Raw genomic sequence first — 16925 nt, forward strand, 5'->3', positions numbered from 1 at the left:
AAGGTGAAGTCGTCATCATGGGCAAACAATTCGATATCACCTATGTGTTTGATTTTATCCCGAAACTGTTGTCGTATTTGAATATTACGCTGTTTATCGTCGCTTGTTCCATGCTGCTCGGGGTTGTCGTCGGACTGCTCGTCGCCCTCCCCAGGCTGTACGATATCCCGGTGTTAAAGCGTTTTTCGCAAGTGTACGTATCCTTCTTCCGGGGAACGCCGATTTTGATCCAGCTGTTCCTCATTTATTACGGTTTGCCGGAGACGCTGAAGCTGATCGACGTGGACGTCTCCAGAGCTCCCGTGCTGACTTTCGTCATTTTGACTTTCGGGCTAAACGCCGGAGCCTTCATATCGGAGGTGATCCGGGCGGCGGTCAAAGCGGTGGACCGGGGCCAGGTCGAAGCCGCTTATTCCGTCGGGATGACCGGGTATCAGGCGTTCACGCGAATTATTGCGCCGCAGGCGCTGGCGATATCGCTGCCCAATTTTGCCAACCTGCTTATCGCCCATTTAAAAGATACGTCGCTCGCTTTTTCGCTGGGGGCGATGGAACTGATGGGCAAGGCGCAGACGCTCGGCGCCGCTACGCAGCATTTTATAGAAACGTATATTTCGCTTTCGCTGATCTATTTTGTCATCTGCTACGGTCTGGAAAAGATTTTCCAGTTGATCGAAAAACGTTTGCTTCGCTACGAGCAGCGCATCGTTTCCGAACAACCGCAGCCGAAATCGCGGCGCTTGTTCAAAGGAGTCTGGGCTGCGCAGCCCGGTAAAGGAGGGTATCAGCCATGAAGCTCGATCCCGTGTTTATTTGGACGGCTTTCGTTCAACTGCTGTCTGCGCTGCCGACTACGCTCGTCATTACGGTTGTCTCGGTATTTTTCGGCTTTATGATCGGTTCGGCGGTCGCTTTGATCCGGATTTACCGCATTCCTGTGCTTCATTACTTGGCCGCCGCCTATGTTACGTTCGTTCGCGGCACGCCGATGCTGATGCACCTGCTGCTCATTTATTTCGGGCTGCCGATGCTGCTGGACGCTTTTGCCGCCGCAATCGGCTGGAGCTTCAGATCGACATCGATTCCGATGATCGGTTTTGCTTTTATTTCCTTCTCGATTACGGCAGGGGCTTATTTATCCGAAGTGGTCCGCTCGGGAATACTCGCCGTCAATCGCGGGCAGATGGAAGCGGCCTACTCAATCGGCATGACGACGCCCCAGGCGCTCAGGCGGATCGTGCTCCCGCAGGCACTTGCCGTCAGTTTACCGAATTTATCCAACTCGCTGATCGGCATGCTGCACGGGTCGACGCTCGCTTTTACCGTATCGGTCGTTGAAATCAATGCCAAAGCGCAGATTGTCGCTACGACAAACTGGAAATTTTTTGAGGCATACATTGCCGCGGCCCTGCTTTTTTGGGGAGTGACCATGCTGATCGAAAAGCTGACAGGGCAGCTGGAAAAACGAATCAATCTGTACAACCGAGGTGGCGTATCATGATCAAACTGACGAATATTACGAAAGCTTTCGGCAAGCACGAGGTGCTCAAAGGCATTGACCTGACCGTGAAAAAGGGTGAAGTCGTTTGTATTCTCGGCCCCAGCGGTTCCGGCAAAACGACGCTGCTCCGCTGCCTGAACTTCCTGGAGAAGCCGAATGACGGCGAGGTGGCGATCGGCGATTTCAGCGTCAACTGCAAGCGTCCGAGCAAAGCGGACATTCATACCCTGCGCCGCAAAACGGCGATGGTGTTCCAGCATTACAATTTGTTCAAGCATAAAACGGTGCTGGAAAATGTGATGGAAGGGCTCGTGATCGTACAAAAGCAATCGAAGGAAGCCGCCCGCGCCAAAAGCGTGCAAATGCTGGAAAAAGTCGGGCTGGGCAGCAAGCTGGACGCATTTCCGAGCCAGTTGTCCGGCGGACAACAGCAGCGTGTCGGCATCGCCCGGGCGCTGGCGCTGAACCCGGAAGTCATTTTGTTCGACGAGCCGACTTCGGCGCTGGACCCCGAGCTTGTGGGCGAGGTGCTGGACGTGATCCAGAAAATCGCCAGGGAAGGGATTACGATGATCGTCGTCACCCATGAAATGGGCTTTGCCCGCGACGTGTCCAATCATGTCGTTTTCATGGACGGCGGGGTCATCGTGGAAGAGGGCAAGCCGCAGGAAATTTTCGGTTCGGCCAAAGAGGAGCGCACCCGGCAGTTTTTGAAGCGGATTACTCCCGAGTGGAGCTATACGATATAACGATATTCAGATAGGAGTGCTGAGCCATGGAAATCAAATTTGGCATTTTGGATCAAAGCGTTATTTTACCCGGAGAGAATGCGGAGGACGCCTTGCGGCATACGGTTGAACTGGCGAAAAAAGCGGAGGAGTGGGGCTATGACCGTTTTTGGGTTTCCGAGCATCACGATTCCGATCAATTGGCGGGTTCCTCGCCGGAAGTATTGATTTCTCACCTGCTGGCCAAAACGGAGCGCATCCGCATCGGCTCCGGCGGCATTATGCTGCAGCATTACAGCCCTTACAAAGTGGCTGAGAACTTCAATGTGCTCGCTTCGCTCGCGCCGGGCAGAATCGATCTCGGCATCGGCAGAGCGCCCGGCGGTCTGCCGCGCTCGACGCAGGCGCTGCAGCAAGGAATTGCCGAGCCTGCTTCCTTATCGGATAAGCTGAAGGAGCTCCAGCAATTTGTGAGCAACCGTCTGAAGGACGATCACCCGCTGGCAGGCTTGCGCGTTTCGCCGATTCCGGCGCAGCCTGCGGACATTTACCTGCTCGGAGCGAGCAGGGCCAGCGCCGAACTGGCTGCCGAACTCGGGCTTCCGTACGTGTTCGCCCTGTTCATCAACGGCGATCACGCCGTGGCCGCAGCGGCTTTCGAAGCTTACCGCAGCGGGTTCAACCGCAGCGGCGGGGCTGAGCCGAAAGCGATACTCGCGCTTTCACTCATTGTCGCCGACTCGGAAGAGGAAGCGAAGGAACTGGCCGGCGAGTACAAAAACGTCAAAATTCATTTGGAAAACGGCAAAACGCTGACTGTCGGCACGCTGGAGCAGGCCGAAGAGTACGGACGCCAGACTAACGCCAAATTTACGGTCGAAGAAAAGCAGGCGGAAGTGACGAAGGGCTCGAAAGAAAGCGTGCGCTCCCAATTGCTCGACATTCAAAACAAGTATGGGTTGGACGAATTTATGATCACGACGCCGGTGAAAGATTTCGCAAAGCGCATTCGTTCCTTCGAATTGCTGAAAGAAGCTTTCTCCGGGCTGCACGTATGAGACGTGCACGGAGGGAAGGAGAGCGCTTATGAGCGGTGAAACTTTGGTGCCGTCTTTGACGGATTTGGATTTCGGGCAAAAGCTGGTTGCCATCCGGCGTCAGCTGCACCAAAACCCGGAATTGTCCAACGAGGAATTCCAGACGACTGCGTCGATCCGCGAATGGCTGCGGGAAGCGGACATCCGGATTGCCGATTTCCCTCTCCGGACCGGCGTCATCGCCGAGGTCGGCGGGCGGAGCGGCGGCCCCGTCATCGCGCTGCGGGCCGATATCGACGCGCTGCCGGTCCAGGAGGAAACGGGACTGCCTTACGCTTCGCAGACGGCGGGAAAAATGCACGCCTGCGGGCACGATTTCCATACGGCCGCCATACTGGGGACGGCGTTTTTGCTCAAGCAGCGCGAGCATGAGCTGCAGGGCACGGTGCGGTTTATTTTCCAGCCGGCCGAAGAGAAGGCGCAGGGAGCCGAGCAGGTCATCGCCAGCGGAGCGCTGCAGGATGTGCAGGCCATCTTCGGCATGCACAATAAGCCCGATCTTCCGGTCGGGACGATCGGCATCAAGTCCGGCCCGCTCATGGCTGCCGCGGACGGGTTCGTGATCGAAGTCAAAGGGCACGGCACGCATGCCGCGGTCCCGGATGCGGGCATCGATCCGATCGTTGCGGGCGCCCATATCATTACGGCGCTCCAATCTATCGTGAGCCGCAACATCAACTCGCTACAAAGCGCTGTCATCAGCGTCACCCGCATCCATAGCGGAACGGCCTGGAACGTCATCCCGGAGAAAGCCGTTCTGGACGGCACGGTGCGCACGTTCGACGAAAAGGTCCGCTCGCTTGTCATCCGCCGCTTGGAGCAGGTGGTCGAGGGCGTGGCTGCGGCTTACGGGACGACGGCGTCCGTGCGCTGGGTGAAGGGGCCGCCATCCGTGCAAAATGACGCGAAGCTGGCGGAGCTCGCCGCCCGGGCCGCGAACGGCACAGGCTTGAACGTCGTTGTGCCGACGCCTTCGCCAGCAGGGGAAGATTTTGCTTTTTATCAAAAACAGGTGCCTGGCGTATTCGTGTTTATGGGCACTTCCGGTTCGAAGGAATGGCACCATCCGGCATTCGATCTGGACGAACGCGCTCTGCCCGTCAGCGCGCAATATTTTGCCGAGTTGGCCGAGCTTGCTTTGAGTCAGCCGGAATTATTCGGGAGCACATTGGAGGTTAAAAAATGAGTGTGAGCGAAATCGATATTCAATCTTATCTGGATAAGCATCAACAGCTGAAAACCGCGATAGAAGGGCTCTCCGACGAGCAGTTGAAGTGGAAAGCGGCGCCGGAATCGTGGAGTGTGACCGAGGTGCTGTCGCATCTGGCCGATCATAACATCGTCGTTTCTTTCCGCATCCGGGAAATTATTTCAGGCTCGACCGCCCAGCTGCCGGCATTCAGCCAGGACCCTTGGGTCAGCGACGCAAAGGCAAACGAAGGCTCTGCTGCGGATATTTTGGACATTTTCCATGCGTTATTGGTTTATAACAGTTTATTGTTCAAACGGCTGTCGGCGGAGGATTGGGACAAAACGGCCGTCAATTTTAAAGGGCAGACGGTGTCGCTGAAAGACGTCGTTTCATCGTTTGTCGCCCACGTACAGGTGCATCTGGCGCAAATTAGCCGGATCAAGCTGGCGGAGAGCGAAGCAAGTAAAGTCGGCTGACCGGGGCCGGGGAAGAACGGAGGCGGGGAACTATGAGCGTGCACGAGGTGCGGATTCGCGAAGCGAATAGCGCGGACCGGCAGGCTATCCTGCAAGTTACGCTGGACGCGTATGTGCAGTATGCAAATACGCTGCCACCTGAGGGCTGGCAGCAGTACAAGGATTCGATCGTCGCCTCGATCGAAAGCGATGGCGCTGAGGCGCGGCTCGTCGCCGAAATCGACGGGGAGGTTGTAGGCAGCGTGCTGCTGTTCGCGTCGTCTGCGGCGGCATACGGCGCACCGGAGCTGGACATCAACTCCCCGATCATCCGGCTGCTGGCCGTTTCCCCGCAGGCCCGGGGGCGAGGTATCGCCACGGCGCTCATTAAAGAAAGCGCCCGGCGCTCGCTGGAGTCCGGCGCACAGACGCTTCATTTGCACACGTCGGACATGATGGCGTCGGCGGTGAAGCTGTACGAGCGGCTCGGCTTCGAACGGGCCTTCGACAAGGACATTCAAAAAGGCGACACTCTGGTCAAAAGCTACCGGCTTCATTTAAAACAAGCAGCTTTATTATGAGAGGACGGAACGAACATGCCAAAACGTAAACAACTGAAATTGGGCGCAATCATTCACGGCGTAGGCGGCAATGTGTCCGGATGGCGTCATCCCGACGCGATTACGGACGCCAGCGTAAACTTCGGATTTTACAAGCAGCAGGCGCAAAAAGCCGAATCCGGCAAGTTCGATCTGCTGTTCATTGCGGACGGCCTTTATATTACGGAAAAATCGATCCCGCACTTTTTGAACCGTTTCGAGCCGATTACGATATTGTCCGCGCTTGCGGCCGTAACGAAGAACATCGGTCTTGTAGGCACGTTATCGACCACGTACAGCGAGCCGTTCACGGTGTCCAGGCAGTTCGCTTCCCTCGATAAAATCAGCGACGGGCGCGCAGGCTGGAACATTGTCACTTCTCCGCTCGAAGGCTCGGCCAAAAACTTCGGCAAAGAGAACCATCCGGCCCATCCGGAGCGCTACCGGATTGCCGGCGAGTTTTTGCAAGTAGCGCGCGGGCTGTGGGATTCGTGGGAAGACGATGCGTTTGTCCGGGATAAAGAGAGCGGCGTATTTTTCGATCCGGCGAAAATGCATACGCTCAATCACAAAGGGGAATTTTTCTCCGTGCAGGGCCCGCTCAACATTGCCCGTTCGAAGCAGGGGCAGCCGGTTATTTTTCAGGCGGGAGCGTCCGAGGACGGCCGTGCGTTTGCGTCCAGGGTGGCGGATGCCATTTTCGCCGGTCATGAGACGCTCGAAGAAGCCCAGGCTTATTATCAGGATATTAAAAGCAGAGCGGCCGCTCACGGGCGTTCGCCGGACGACGTCGTGATTTTGCCGGGAATCGGCCCGATTATCGGGCGCACTGAAGAAGAGGCTGAGCGCAAATATCAGGAACTTGCGAATTTGGTTACGATCGATAAGGCGCTCGATTTCCTCGGCCGCTTTTTCGAGCATCACGATTTTTCCCAGTATCCGCTTGACGAGCCGTTCCCGGATCTGGGCGATTTCGGCAGCAACAGCTTCCGCAGCGGCACGGATAAAATCAAGCGCGACGCCAAGGAGAACAATTGGACGCTCCGTCAGGTGGCGCTCAGCGTGGCGACGCCGCGCGGCGAATTTACAGGAACGGCGGAGCAGGTTGCGGACCGCGTACAAAAATGGTTCGAGGAAGGCGCGGCGGACGGCTTCATCATCGCTGCCTCCATTCCGAAAGCGCTGGACGATTTCGTCGATCTGGTCGTCCCGATTTTGCAGGAACGCGGCCTATTCCGGAAAGACTACGAATCCGACACGCTGCGCGGCAATCTGGGGGTTCCGATTCCGGCGAACCGCTACACGAAGGTGGAAGCGCACAGCTGAGGTGAGGTATGGATACGGCATCGATTTGGGGCTATATCGATACTTTGGAGGAAGAGCTGGTGGAGATCCGCAGGGATTTGCACAGACATCCGGAAATTTTGTTTGACGTAGTCCGCACCTCGGCCATAGTGGCTGATTTGCTGGAACGATGGGGCTTGGAAGTGGAGCGCCGCTGCGGCAAGCATTTCGGCATGGGCGTTGTCGGCACGCTGCGCGGCGGCAAGCCGGGAAAGACGGTCGTGCTGCGCGCCGATATGGACGCCCTGCCGATTCGGGAAGAGAACGAAACGCCGTACAAATCGCTGCAAGACGGCGCGATGCACGCTTGCGGCCATGACGCTCATACCGCGATGCTGCTCGGCGCCGCCAAGGCGCTCAGCCGGTTCCGGGATGAGCTGCCAGGTACGGTCAGGTTTGTGTTTCAACCGGCCGAGGAGGGGGCGCAGGTCAGCCCGCTGGACGGACGGCTGATTAGCGGCGGCGCGGATTTGGTGGAATCCGGCGTGCTGGACGGCGCGGATCTGTGTTTCGCGCTGCACGTATGGCCGGAGCTGCCGATCGGCACGATCGGCGTCCACCCCAAATATGCGATGGCTGCGTCCACGCATTTTAAGGTGCAGTTTCACGGTGTGTCCGGGCATCACAGCACGCCGCATTTGGCGGCGGACGCGCTGCTGATGGCAGCCCAGTTCGCCATGGACATGAAGGTCGCGGTGGCGAGCGAAATCGACCCGCTGGAGCCTGCGGTGCTGTCCTTCGGCACGCTAAAGGCAGGCACTGTCCTGAATGCGATTGCCGCGGACAGCGAAATCACGGGCTCTTACCGCACGTTCAGCGACGGGGCAGTGGAGCGGATCAGGCAGTCGATCGAGCGCCGCGCGCAGGCGATCGCCGGCAATTACGGCGGCACCTGCGCGCTGAGCTTCCGCATGGGCACGGCGCTGTGGAATGACAGCGAAGCCGCCCGGCTTGCGCTGCAGGCGGGTGCCGAGGTGCTGGGCCGGGCCCAGGCGGTTTCGCTGGAAACGCTGAGCCTGGCAGGCGAAGATTTCGCCTTGTATCTCAAGCGCGTTCCCGGCGCGTTTGCTTTTATCGGCGTCGGGAACCGCGATAAAGGATTTACGCATTCCGTTCATCATCCCCGATTCGATCTCGATGAACGCGTTTTGCTGTACGGGGCCAAAGTCCACGTACAGTTCGTGAAAGAGGCCTCGCGGCAGTAAGCGCGCGCGTGCTCGTGTGTACGCACGCGTGGCGGGGCTGGACGCGAGAAGGCGGGCCGCGCGCGGGTGTAGTGCCGGCTGCCTTTTTGTTTTGCGGCTCCCGCTTGACTCTCCGGCAGGTGAAAGGTATCGTTTGAGGCGTTGACAGCGGCCTGAAACGATCCATCCGCCCCTCGGAGCGTTGAAGTGGGCTCATGTGCGCCAAAAGCCTGCAAAAGTACATCTTTTTTCTCCTTGATGCCCTTCCCTCGAAATATTCCTGCAAATCTGCAGTTTTTTTCGCCAAATCGCCTGTTCAGGCGGGTTATTGCCGAAAATTCCTGCACTATCGCAGGCTTTTCCCCCAAATGCCCCGCCGCCTGAGAAAAAGCCTGCACTTTTGCAGGCTTTCGGGCCGGCAAGCGCTCCACAGACGGTTGTATCGGCTCAGCAGGCGGCAAACCAGCCCATCTACCTCCAGCCAGCCAACCACTCTAACTAGTCCAATCCCACCAGCCGCACCCAACCAGTCAAATCAATCCACCACACCCGCAGAAATTAACTAGTCTAACCAATCCCAATCCCAATCGCACCGGCAGAATCAACTCGTCCAACCAGTCCATCTACTCCACTCGACCAACCGCCCTAACTTATCCAATCACTCCAACCGAGCCAGCCAACCGAATCAGTCCACCCGCACCGGCAGAAATTAAGTCCCTGCGCTTCTCCAAAAGCGGCGCGCAGCAAGGCGAATTCCGGCCAACTGCTGCCGGTGCTAACTGCCGCCCGTTCGCGGTACAGCGATCTTTTGACAATTGGATGGGCATAATAACGCAAAAGTGGTTGATGAAGTGAACGCTTGTTTCATATATACTTCTTTTTATAACACGTTGATTGTGTAAAGAAAGGGCGGTTTGCTATGTCTATGTATGCTTATTATGCGATTTTTTCCGTGATTTTGCTGTTTGGCCTGTTTGGCACGTTTATGGTCGGTTTTTCGCGCAAAAACAGGGAAGGGGATCAAACTTACTTTCAAAAAACGGGGACGAAATGGATCCGGCTTTCGGCCCTTTATGTGATAGCCATTGCCGCGGGAGTGTTGGCGCTAATCGTGTACATCCGGCAATAGGCCGGATAAATTATCGCCGCGCCAACGCTATTTGCTGCGGGACGCGGCCGTTTTGCCCTGCAGCTGCAGGGCGTCGCGAAGGCACTCAAGCCCAGGTGCAATTTGCTCGAAGCGCGGTCTCGCAAAGCTGATACGAATGCAGCCCTGATCCGAGCCGTAAACGCTTCCCGGCACGAACAGGACGCCTCTTTTTATCGCTTCGTCCAGCAATTTGAAATTGTCGACTTCGCGATTGATTTTGCACCAGAGGTTGAGTCCTCCCTGAGGCGGAGTAAATGCAACGGAATCGCCCATGATCGACCGCAATCCTTGCATGAGCTCGTCTCTCCTGATGCGCAGGCGTTCACGCAACCCGGCGATTTGAGTCTGAAAATGCCCGTCCCGGATAAATTGATTGGCTACCCATTGCGGGATGCTGCTTAAGCCGAAATCCATCTGCTGTCTGGCATCCGTCAAGCGGTTCACGACGGTTTGCGGTGCGATCATCCAGCCAATCCGCAGGCCGGATGCGGCGATTTTGGATAAGGAGCCGATGTACAGTACATTGCCGGTCTTATCCAGCGATTTAAGTGTGGGCGGCGGATTTCCGTCAAAAGCGGTCAGCGTAAAAGGATCGTCCTCGACGATAGGGATTCCGAGCTCCGCGGCAATTTGCAGCAAGCGGATTTTGCGCTCCGCAGCCAGGACGCTGCCTGTCGGATTTTGAAAGTTCGGATTCAAAAAAATCATGCGTATCCGGTGCTGCTTGTACAGGTTGGCGACATCCTGGGGATCGATTCCTTGATCGTCGACAGGCAAGCGGAACAGGCGGAGCCCCGCCGATTGGAACATCGGCAGCGAATAGCAGTAGGACGGATCTTCTATGGCAACGGCGTCTCCCGGACTGAGGAGGCACTGGGTAATCAAGTACAACGATTGTTGGGAACCCGAAGTGATCAAGATCGACGAATCCGTGCTTTGGATTTGAAGGTGCCGCTCAAGAAACGAAACGAGAGTTTCCCGAAGCGGAGCGTATCCTTGCGGATCGTCGTAGCCGAGCTGCTCCTCGAAGGGCTGTTTTTGCAGCAAATCGCGCACGATTTCGTTCGGAAACAGGTCGGGGGACAGTTCGCCGCTCGCAAAATCGATGATAGACGGTTTTTTTCGCAGTTCCTCGCGGATGCGGCGGATAAAGGGAAGATTCGGAAGGAACGTGCCGCCTTCCACATAGGTTTTCCAGTTGGGCGTCTGTTTGGGGGCAATTCCCCATTTATGCCGGGTTACTCTGGTGCCGCTTCCTTTGGCGCTCTCGACGATGCCGGATGCCCGCAGTTCCTCGTAAGCTTGCACGACGGTGCTGCGGTTGACGCCAAGGCTGTCCGCTAATTTTCTTTCCGAAGGAAGGACGCTTCCGGGAGGAAATTCTCCAAAAGAAATTCTCCGTTCCACGTAATCCGCTATTTGCCGGTAGATGGGCTTTTTGCTCGATCGGTCCGGTTTCCACATATGTTCTCATCACCTTATTTCATTATGGCCAAGTAGCAAGCAGAGTAAAGCATCATTAGTATATCATCCGGGGCGGAAAAGCATATAGCCGGGTTTGCCGCTATTGTTCCAAATTTTTGAACTTGATAGGGCCAAAAAGAAAATCGTCTTGCCAAACAGCCGTTTGCCTATTACTATAAACGGGTTAGGGTATTGTTTGCTTGTTCGAAAGGGGATTCATACATAAATGGACAAACTGTTCGGTAAAAAAATTGCGATTGCCGGGTCGAGAAAAACGGATGAGATGAGCGTACTGATTGAGAAGCAGGGCGGGATTCCGCTCGTTCGCCCGCTGCAAGGGCTGCTTCGGTTCGATGAAACGGCGGTTGAACAAGAGCTGCATGTTTGCGCGAACGAAAAGGTGGACTGGTTCGTCCTTACGACAGGCATCGGAACGGAAACGCTGCTGGATGCTGCCGCGAAGCTCGGCATTCACACGGCTTTGCTGCAAAAGATGAAGGAAGCGAAGGTGGCGGCGCGGGGGTATAAGACGTTCGCCCTGCTGAAGAAGTTGGATATCCAGCCTGAAGTTGTCGACGAGGATGGGACGACACAAGGATTGATCAATGGTTTGGCCGATTGCGATTTCGCGGGCCGGACGGTAGCCGTTCAGCTGCATGGGGAGCCGCAGCCGGCGTTGATCCAATTTTTGGAAGAGAGGGGCGCTCGTGTCATTCAGCTGCTTCCTTATCGGCACGTTGCGCCGGACTCGACGGTACTGGAAACGATTTGCGGCGAGCTGTTGGGCGGAATGATCGATGCAGTTTGCTTCACTACCGCGGTACAAGTGCGCTATTTGTTTGACTATGCGAGGCAGCAAGGGATTGACGGCGCGGTTCGGGAAGCTTTTGCCGAGCGTGTCCAAGCGGTTGCGGTCGGCAAAGTGACGGCCGAGGCTTTGAATAACGAACAGATCGATCTTGTCATCGTGCCGGAGAGCGAGCGGATGGGCGCGATGATTATCGAGCTGGCGAAGCACTACGCGGGTGCGTCAACCGAAGGTTAACTCGCGGCGAAAGGGGGGATTCCATGCCATTTGAGGTCACTCCGTATCCGGAATGGTCCTGGTCCGTATCCCGGCACCAAGTTTTGCTGGACTGCCCGCGAAAGTATTATTTTCAGTATTACGGCGCGCACAACGGATGGTTGAGAGAGGCGGAAGCAAGCCGGCAAACGGTTTACAGACTCAAGCAGCTGCAAAATTTGTATCTGCTGTTCGGCTCCGTTTTGCACGATAAAGCATTGAAAGCGGTGCTGCAGTGGCAAAAAAACCGGACGCTGCCGGAACGGGAGACGATGGCTGCCGAGATGCGGGCCGAGCTGAACCGGGCTTACGTGGACTCCCGGAACAAACAGGCGTGGTGGCACCAGCCCAAAAACAAAACGATGCTTCATGAAATGTATTACGAAGGCAATCTGCCGCCTGACCGTGTGCAAACGATAAAAGCGAGGCAGCAGGTGTGCTTGGATCATTTGCTCGGTTCCGAAAGTTTGGCTGAATTGTGTAGGGACACGAATTTGGAAATTTTGGAAATGGAGCAATTGGATTACATACTCATCAACGGGACTAAAGTATACGTAAAGCTGGACTTATTATACAAAAATAAAGACGGTTTCTGGACGATCGTAGACTGGAAAACGGGCAAAGACGACGAAAGCTACAAAGAACAAGTACAGGTATATGCCTTATACTTGAACGTGAAATACGGGGCTCAGCCTGAAAAGATGAAAATTAAAATTGAAAACTTGCTCTCCGGCGAGTGCAGTAAAATAGAAGTGAACGACTCCGACCTGGAGGAAGTCAGGAAGCAAATTACGGACAGCCAGTTGGAGATGGCAAAGTTTCTGGAAGACATAGCGGCCAACAAGCCGAAGCCTATCGATTATTTTTCTTCATTTCCTAGGAAATATAAGTGTGCCTCTTGCAATTACCGGGAAGTTTGCGGCGATGCATTTGTATGAATTGTCTTATTTGGGAAATAGCGGGGATTGGTGGGCGGCAAATTGGTCTGCGTGCGACTTTGTGGTAATATATGAACAGTCGTAACTAAAAGTATTCATAGATGCAGGCCGGTTTATTAGACATATGTTGCAAGCGGCGGCAAAGTGGCTAGGTGGTGGTCCCAACATGCTGTCCATGACGGCTGACATTCTTCAAATGATAAGAAAATCCAAACTGCCGCTCTCAAAAGCGGACATAGCAAGCAAAGCCGGCGTATCCTTGTCGGCGGTTTCGGATCATATCGAACGGCTGCTGGAAGGGAACCTGATCGAAGGTTCCAGCATCGGCGCATCGAGTGGCGGAAGAAAGCCGAAACAATACGCGCTGAACGCGGGCTGCGGATTTATTGTTTCAATTGAGCTGGGCACCGCGGTCGCTCAGGTGGCGATAACCGATTTTAATTGCCAAATCATAGACTCGGCTGCGTCGGCGATTCAGATCCAGGATGGACCTGAAACCGTTTTGACCCGGTTGCACGAGTGCGTGGAACGATTGCTGAAAACAAACGGCATCGAGAGCCGTTCGGTCAAAGGAATCGGGATCGGCATCCCGGGCCCTGTCGAATTTTCGTCCGGCCGGCCGGTTTCGCCGCCGATTATGCCGGGTTGGGACCAGTATCCGATCAAACAGTTTTGGTCCGCTTATTTCGATTGCCCTTGCTACATCGATAACGATGTCAACATTATGGCGCTCGGGGAGTACGCCAAAGGCTTGAACTTCGAGGTCGAGCATTTGATTTTTGTCAATGTCGATACGGGAATCGGTTCCGGCGTTATTTATGACGGCAAGCTGTACCGGGGAGCGACCGGAAGCGCCGGGGACATCGGGCATTTTGACATCGGCAGTGAAGTGGTCTGCTGGTGCGGCAACCGCGGATGTCTGGAAGCGACGGCCGGAGGCAAAGCCATCGTCACGAAGGCTAAGGAGCTTGCGCTGTCGGGGAAAAGCGAGTATTTGCTGAAAATCGTCCAAGAGGAAGGGAACATTTCGCTCGCGCATATTGAAGCGGGCTTGCTGAGTCTGGATCCCGTTTCCACCCAACTTGTCCGCGAAAGCGGGGCGGCGATCGGCCGCGTTATCGCTGCGGTCGTAAACTTTTCCAATCCGTCTCTGGTATCGATCGGCGGCGCTGTTTCCGGGTTCGGGGACTTGTTTCTCGCGGCAATCCGCCAAAGTGTGTATCAGCGCTCTTTGCCGCTCGCTACCCGCAAATTGATCATCGATAAATCAGTGCTGGGAAGTACGGCCGGCTTGATCGGCGGCGCTTATATGACTATCGACCAGTTGATCATACAAGCGACGAACGATAAAACCGAGGCGTCTCTCGGTTGAATTGCATATAGTATGGACAATGTAAACTTTGCCTTGGGCAAGGTTTTTTTGCATGGAATGGCGGGCTAGCGGCTTCACAAACGGCATAATCCGGCCGGCAAAGCTGTGAAGGTGCAGGCTCGTTCGCTGGAAGCGGCCGGTTTTTGGCGGGAAAGCCGGCCATGGCGATAATGCAGGAATTTCCGGTCGGGACGGGCCTGAGGGGTGCCTGCAGGATTGCTTTGAGGAAAGGCATCCAGGGGGAAAGATTCGTTTTTCAGAATGTTGAAAAACTCGCACGTCAGAGCCGGCAGCACATCTGCTTGATAGAGCGAGGAAAGCCTGCAAAAGTGCAGGTTTTTTGCTCGTCGACATGTCAGCCGAGATAAATTCCTGCAAAAGTGCAGCAATTTTCGCCGAATTCGGGGCTCAGCTCAATCTGGAGTGGAAATTCCTGCACAATCGCAGGCTTTTCGCCAAAACGTGGTGCTTTCAGCGGAAAAGCCTGCACTTTTGCAGGTTTTTTGCTCCAAGACGCGCTTGCAGTGAGTTGGCGCAAACAGTGCATGGGCACGCGCCATCCAGTCAAGTCAGCACACGCTGTTGGCGAAAGGTGCGGCCATAGCTGGGACAAAGCGGAGGCTTATAACCCCTTGCGCTAAACAGGATGATGCATTCACACGGTTGAACGCCATTCCATATACTTTTAACATTGAATGTTAAAAGTATAACTGATATAATCAAAAGTATACAACGAACAAATGAAAAGGAGAGGCGCTATGAAAAAAGTCAAGGCAGCTGTTATAGGAGCGGGCTTTATTGGAAGGGCGCATATCGAAGCTGTACGAAGGCTCGGTTTTGCAGATATTGCAGCGGTCAGCCAGAGCAATCAGGCTAAGGCCGAGCAATATGCCGCAGAATTGAACATCCCCAAGGCTTATGGACATTATATGGAACTGCTGCAGGACGAGGAAATTGAAGTCGTACACAATTGCACGCCGAACCATTTGCACCATGAAATCAATAAACAGGCGCTGCTGCACGGTAAACATCTGCTTTCGGAAAAGCCGCTCACTCTACTAAGTGAGGAAGCCAGGGAACTATATGAACTGGCCGCGGAAAAGCAGCTGTATACCGGCATCAATTTCAATTACAGGCAGTTTCCGATGGTGCAGCAGCTCAAAAGTATGGTTAAAGACAAAGATCTGGGCGAGATCCGCATCGTCAGAGGAAGCTATTTGCAGGATTGGCTGCTTTACGACACGGACTACAACTGGCGTATGGAGCCGGAGTTCGGCGGACGCACGAGAGCGATCAGCGATATCGGGTCCCATTTGTTCGATTTGGTCCAGTACGTTACTGGACTCGGGATTTCTGAAGTTTTGGCGGATTCGTCCATCGTTATTCCAAAGCGGTACAAATCGCGAGAAACCTCGGAACTCGTTGACGTCCACACCGAAGACTACTGCTCGGTTCTGGTGAAATTCGATAACGGAAGCAAGGGCGTTTTTACGGTATCGCAAGTGTCGGCGGGAAATAAAAATGCTCTGGAAATTCATTTGGACGGCTCTTTCTCGTCCGGTTCTTGGAAACAGGAGGAACCTTTTGTGCTTCATATGGGCTATCGGGATAAACCGGCGGAAGCGATAAAGAGGGAGGCCGGCATTTTGAAAAGTGAAGCGCTTCCATTTGTGCATTATCCGGGTGGGCATGAGGAAGGCTGGCCGGATAGCTTGAAAAACATGATGAGGCATTTTTACGACGCCATTAGAAATAAAAAGCCGCTCTCCGACTCCGTGGCTACATTCAAAGAAGGCTACCAAACCATGCTCGTCAATGATGCGATCGTCAGAAGCGTAAATTCGGGAGGATGGGAAAAGGTACACCGGGTATAATTCATACATGATTGAAAAAAATCTGGAGCTGCCGCGGCAGCTCCTTTTTGCGAGCTTGCACGCCGACACGGCGCGATAGAATAACTCCGCACAGCAAACATTTTGCGCCTCCACATTCGTCATGTACCGTTCCCCGCGGTAGCGATGCTCTCCAAGGGAACTCCAATCCAGCTTGACGTCACACGCACCGGAGGTCTTCTGGGAGCGCGTCAGATAAAGCGAGTTCCTCCGATTGGTCAAACGACACAACAAGCAGGCCAGTCCCAAGATTTTCGCACCGCGTGCAGCTCCCAGCGTGTGGTGTCGAGCTGCATGACGGCGATCGGTCGACCACATTTTGCCAGAAAAACTGCAGACGATCGGCCCGGAGCATCGGACCACGAGTCTGACAGTGGACTTTGAAACCAGCCGGACGGATCCTGACGCGCTTCCACATTTACGCATGGCCATTTCCCGGCGAAATATCGTCCGCTTTGATTATATCAATGCAAAGAATGAACGCACGACCCGTGAAATGGAACCGCTGCGGCTTCATTTTAAATATCGTAATTGGTACATTTACGGGTTTTGCCGAACTCGGCGAGAGTATCGGGAGTTTCGACTGTCCCGGTTGATGAATTTGTTTCTGACACAGGAAACTTTCGAGCCGCATCACGAGGTGCCGGAAGAGGCTGCTTTTTCATACAAGGAATGGCAAGATCAGTTGGAGGATGTAGTGATCCGGGTGGGGCCGGAAGCTTTGGCGGAAGCGCTGGATCAGTTTCACCAGGTCGATAAGCAATTTCATGCCGATGGAAGTATGACGATGCGAATTCCTGTTTATCAGCCATTGAGAGCACGGTGGCTCTGGACAATTCTATTGAGTTTCGGCAGCGGCGCCGAAGTTCTCGAACCGCCTCTACTACGAGGCATCGTAAAAGAACAGCTTCAAAATACACTCAAACATTATGAAGAAGTATGACAC

Annotated in this window: 16 protein-coding genes and 1 pseudogene; 15 read left to right on the forward strand and 2 right to left on the reverse strand. The window is 54.8% G+C overall.

Annotation, left to right across the window (positions count from 1 at the left end):
• The first annotated feature begins 17 nt into the window (after window positions 1–17).
• The 10 genes from AC0LWT_RS33725 to AC0LWT_RS33770 all read left to right on the forward strand — a co-directional run bounded on the left by AC0LWT_RS33725 (window position 18) and on the right by AC0LWT_RS33770 (window position 9229).
• Window positions 18–794: an amino acid ABC transporter permease gene (locus AC0LWT_RS33725; RefSeq protein WP_474685843.1), complete on the forward strand. Its 777-nt coding sequence runs from the start codon at window positions 18–20 to the stop codon at window positions 792–794.
• The gene (locus tag AC0LWT_RS33730; RefSeq protein ID WP_474685845.1) at window positions 791–1501 is read left to right on the forward strand and encodes an amino acid ABC transporter permease; all 711 of its coding nucleotides are present in this window, start codon (window positions 791–793) and stop codon (window positions 1499–1501) included. The genes AC0LWT_RS33725 and AC0LWT_RS33730 overlap by 4 nt, the downstream gene beginning before the upstream one ends.
• Window positions 1498–2250, forward strand: a complete 753-nt coding sequence (locus AC0LWT_RS33735) for an amino acid ABC transporter ATP-binding protein (RefSeq protein WP_474685847.1) — start codon at window positions 1498–1500, stop codon at window positions 2248–2250. Before AC0LWT_RS33730 ends, AC0LWT_RS33735 begins: the two co-directional genes overlap by 4 nt.
• A 26-nt stretch (window positions 2251–2276) precedes the next feature.
• Window positions 2277–3287 carry an LLM class flavin-dependent oxidoreductase gene (locus AC0LWT_RS33740; RefSeq protein ID WP_474685849.1) on the forward strand — a complete coding sequence of 337 codons (1011 nt, stop codon included), beginning with the start codon at window positions 2277–2279 and terminating at the stop codon, window positions 3285–3287.
• 28 nt (window positions 3288–3315) lie between these two features.
• Window positions 3316–4512, forward strand: a complete 1197-nt coding sequence (locus AC0LWT_RS33745; protein ID WP_474685851.1) for a M20 peptidase aminoacylase family protein — start codon at window positions 3316–3318, stop codon at window positions 4510–4512.
• On the forward strand, window positions 4509–4994 hold the full coding sequence (locus AC0LWT_RS33750) for a DinB family protein (RefSeq protein WP_474685853.1): 486 nt from the start codon (window positions 4509–4511) through the stop codon (window positions 4992–4994). Before AC0LWT_RS33745 ends, AC0LWT_RS33750 begins: the two co-directional genes overlap by 4 nt.
• Before the next feature lie 32 nt (window positions 4995–5026).
• Window positions 5027–5554: a GNAT family N-acetyltransferase gene (locus AC0LWT_RS33755; RefSeq protein ID WP_474685855.1), complete on the forward strand. Its 528-nt coding sequence runs from the start codon at window positions 5027–5029 to the stop codon at window positions 5552–5554.
• A gap of 15 nt (window positions 5555–5569) precedes the next feature.
• The gene (locus tag AC0LWT_RS33760; protein WP_474685857.1) at window positions 5570–6898 is read left to right on the forward strand and encodes an LLM class flavin-dependent oxidoreductase; all 1329 of its coding nucleotides are present in this window, start codon (window positions 5570–5572) and stop codon (window positions 6896–6898) included.
• Between the two features lie 8 nt (window positions 6899–6906).
• The gene (locus AC0LWT_RS33765) at window positions 6907–8121 is read left to right on the forward strand and encodes a M20 metallopeptidase family protein (protein ID WP_474685859.1); all 1215 of its coding nucleotides are present in this window, start codon (window positions 6907–6909) and stop codon (window positions 8119–8121) included.
• 898 nt (window positions 8122–9019) lie between these two features.
• Window positions 9020–9229, forward strand: a complete 210-nt coding sequence (locus AC0LWT_RS33770; protein WP_474685861.1) for a hypothetical protein — start codon at window positions 9020–9022, stop codon at window positions 9227–9229.
• 27 nt (window positions 9230–9256) lie between these two features.
• Here AC0LWT_RS33770 and pdxR read toward each other — a convergent pair whose 3' ends face one another.
• The gene (gene pdxR, locus AC0LWT_RS33775) at window positions 9257–10714 is read right to left on the reverse strand and encodes a MocR-like pyridoxine biosynthesis transcription factor PdxR (RefSeq protein ID WP_474685863.1); all 1458 of its coding nucleotides are present in this window, start codon (window positions 10712–10714) and stop codon (window positions 9257–9259) included.
• 226 nt (window positions 10715–10940) lie between these two features.
• Between pdxR and AC0LWT_RS33780 the strand changes: the two genes are divergently transcribed.
• From AC0LWT_RS33780 to AC0LWT_RS33790, 3 genes are all read left to right on the forward strand, one after another.
• Window positions 10941–11759: a uroporphyrinogen-III synthase gene (locus tag AC0LWT_RS33780; protein WP_474685865.1), complete on the forward strand. Its 819-nt coding sequence runs from the start codon at window positions 10941–10943 to the stop codon at window positions 11757–11759.
• Window positions 11760–11782: 23 nt separating this feature from the next.
• Complete coding sequence (locus AC0LWT_RS33785; RefSeq protein WP_474685867.1) at window positions 11783–12715, forward strand: PD-(D/E)XK nuclease family protein; 933 nt, start codon at window positions 11783–11785, stop codon at window positions 12713–12715.
• A gap of 166 nt (window positions 12716–12881) precedes the next feature.
• Window positions 12882–14087, forward strand: a complete 1206-nt coding sequence (locus AC0LWT_RS33790) for an ROK family transcriptional regulator (RefSeq protein WP_474685869.1) — start codon at window positions 12882–12884, stop codon at window positions 14085–14087.
• 355 nt (window positions 14088–14442) lie between these two features.
• Here AC0LWT_RS33790 and AC0LWT_RS33795 read toward each other — a convergent pair whose 3' ends face one another.
• Entirely contained in the window at window positions 14443–14634 is a 192-nt protein-coding gene (locus tag AC0LWT_RS33795; RefSeq protein ID WP_474685871.1) for a hypothetical protein, read from the reverse strand.
• A gap of 211 nt (window positions 14635–14845) precedes the next feature.
• Here AC0LWT_RS33795 and AC0LWT_RS33800 point away from each other — a divergent pair, with 211 nt between their 5' ends.
• Window positions 14846–15961, forward strand: a complete 1116-nt coding sequence (locus AC0LWT_RS33800) for a Gfo/Idh/MocA family protein (RefSeq protein WP_474685873.1) — start codon at window positions 14846–14848, stop codon at window positions 15959–15961.
• Window positions 15962–16304: 343 nt separating this feature from the next.
• Window positions 16305–16922, forward strand: a pseudogene (locus tag AC0LWT_RS33805) (helix-turn-helix transcriptional regulator); the annotation flags it as partial.
• Between the last annotated feature and the right edge of the window lie 3 nt (window positions 16923–16925).

It is taken from the genome of Paenibacillus sp. sgz302164, assembly GCF_056120505.1.

Excerpts from the sequence above, each read along its gene's own strand:
- AC0LWT_RS33725 (WP_474685843.1), top strand. The coding sequence starts at position 18 with ATGGGCAAACAATTCGATATCACCTATGTGTTTGATTTTATCCCGAAA.
- AC0LWT_RS33730 (WP_474685845.1), top strand. The coding sequence starts at position 791 with ATGAAGCTCGATCCCGTGTTTATTTGGACGGCTTTCGTTCAACTGCTG.
- AC0LWT_RS33735 (WP_474685847.1), top strand. The coding sequence starts at position 1,498 with ATGATCAAACTGACGAATATTACGAAAGCTTTCGGCAAGCACGAGGTG.
- AC0LWT_RS33740 (WP_474685849.1), top strand. The coding sequence starts at position 2,277 with ATGGAAATCAAATTTGGCATTTTGGATCAAAGCGTTATTTTACCCGGA.
- AC0LWT_RS33745 (WP_474685851.1), top strand. The coding sequence starts at position 3,316 with ATGAGCGGTGAAACTTTGGTGCCGTCTTTGACGGATTTGGATTTCGGG.
- AC0LWT_RS33750 (WP_474685853.1), top strand. The coding sequence starts at position 4,509 with ATGAGTGTGAGCGAAATCGATATTCAATCTTATCTGGATAAGCATCAA.
- AC0LWT_RS33755 (WP_474685855.1), top strand. The coding sequence starts at position 5,027 with ATGAGCGTGCACGAGGTGCGGATTCGCGAAGCGAATAGCGCGGACCGG.
- AC0LWT_RS33760 (WP_474685857.1), top strand. The coding sequence starts at position 5,570 with ATGCCAAAACGTAAACAACTGAAATTGGGCGCAATCATTCACGGCGTA.
- AC0LWT_RS33765 (WP_474685859.1), top strand. The coding sequence starts at position 6,907 with ATGGATACGGCATCGATTTGGGGCTATATCGATACTTTGGAGGAAGAG.
- AC0LWT_RS33770 (WP_474685861.1), top strand. The coding sequence starts at position 9,020 with ATGTCTATGTATGCTTATTATGCGATTTTTTCCGTGATTTTGCTGTTT.
- pdxR (WP_474685863.1), bottom strand. The coding sequence starts at position 10,714 with ATGTGGAAACCGGACCGATCGAGCAAAAAGCCCATCTACCGGCAAATA.
- AC0LWT_RS33780 (WP_474685865.1), top strand. The coding sequence starts at position 10,941 with ATGGACAAACTGTTCGGTAAAAAAATTGCGATTGCCGGGTCGAGAAAA.
- AC0LWT_RS33785 (WP_474685867.1), top strand. The coding sequence starts at position 11,783 with ATGCCATTTGAGGTCACTCCGTATCCGGAATGGTCCTGGTCCGTATCC.
- AC0LWT_RS33790 (WP_474685869.1), top strand. The coding sequence starts at position 12,882 with ATGCTGTCCATGACGGCTGACATTCTTCAAATGATAAGAAAATCCAAA.
- AC0LWT_RS33795 (WP_474685871.1), bottom strand. The coding sequence starts at position 14,634 with ATGCACTGTTTGCGCCAACTCACTGCAAGCGCGTCTTGGAGCAAAAAA.
- AC0LWT_RS33800 (WP_474685873.1), top strand. The coding sequence starts at position 14,846 with ATGAAAAAAGTCAAGGCAGCTGTTATAGGAGCGGGCTTTATTGGAAGG.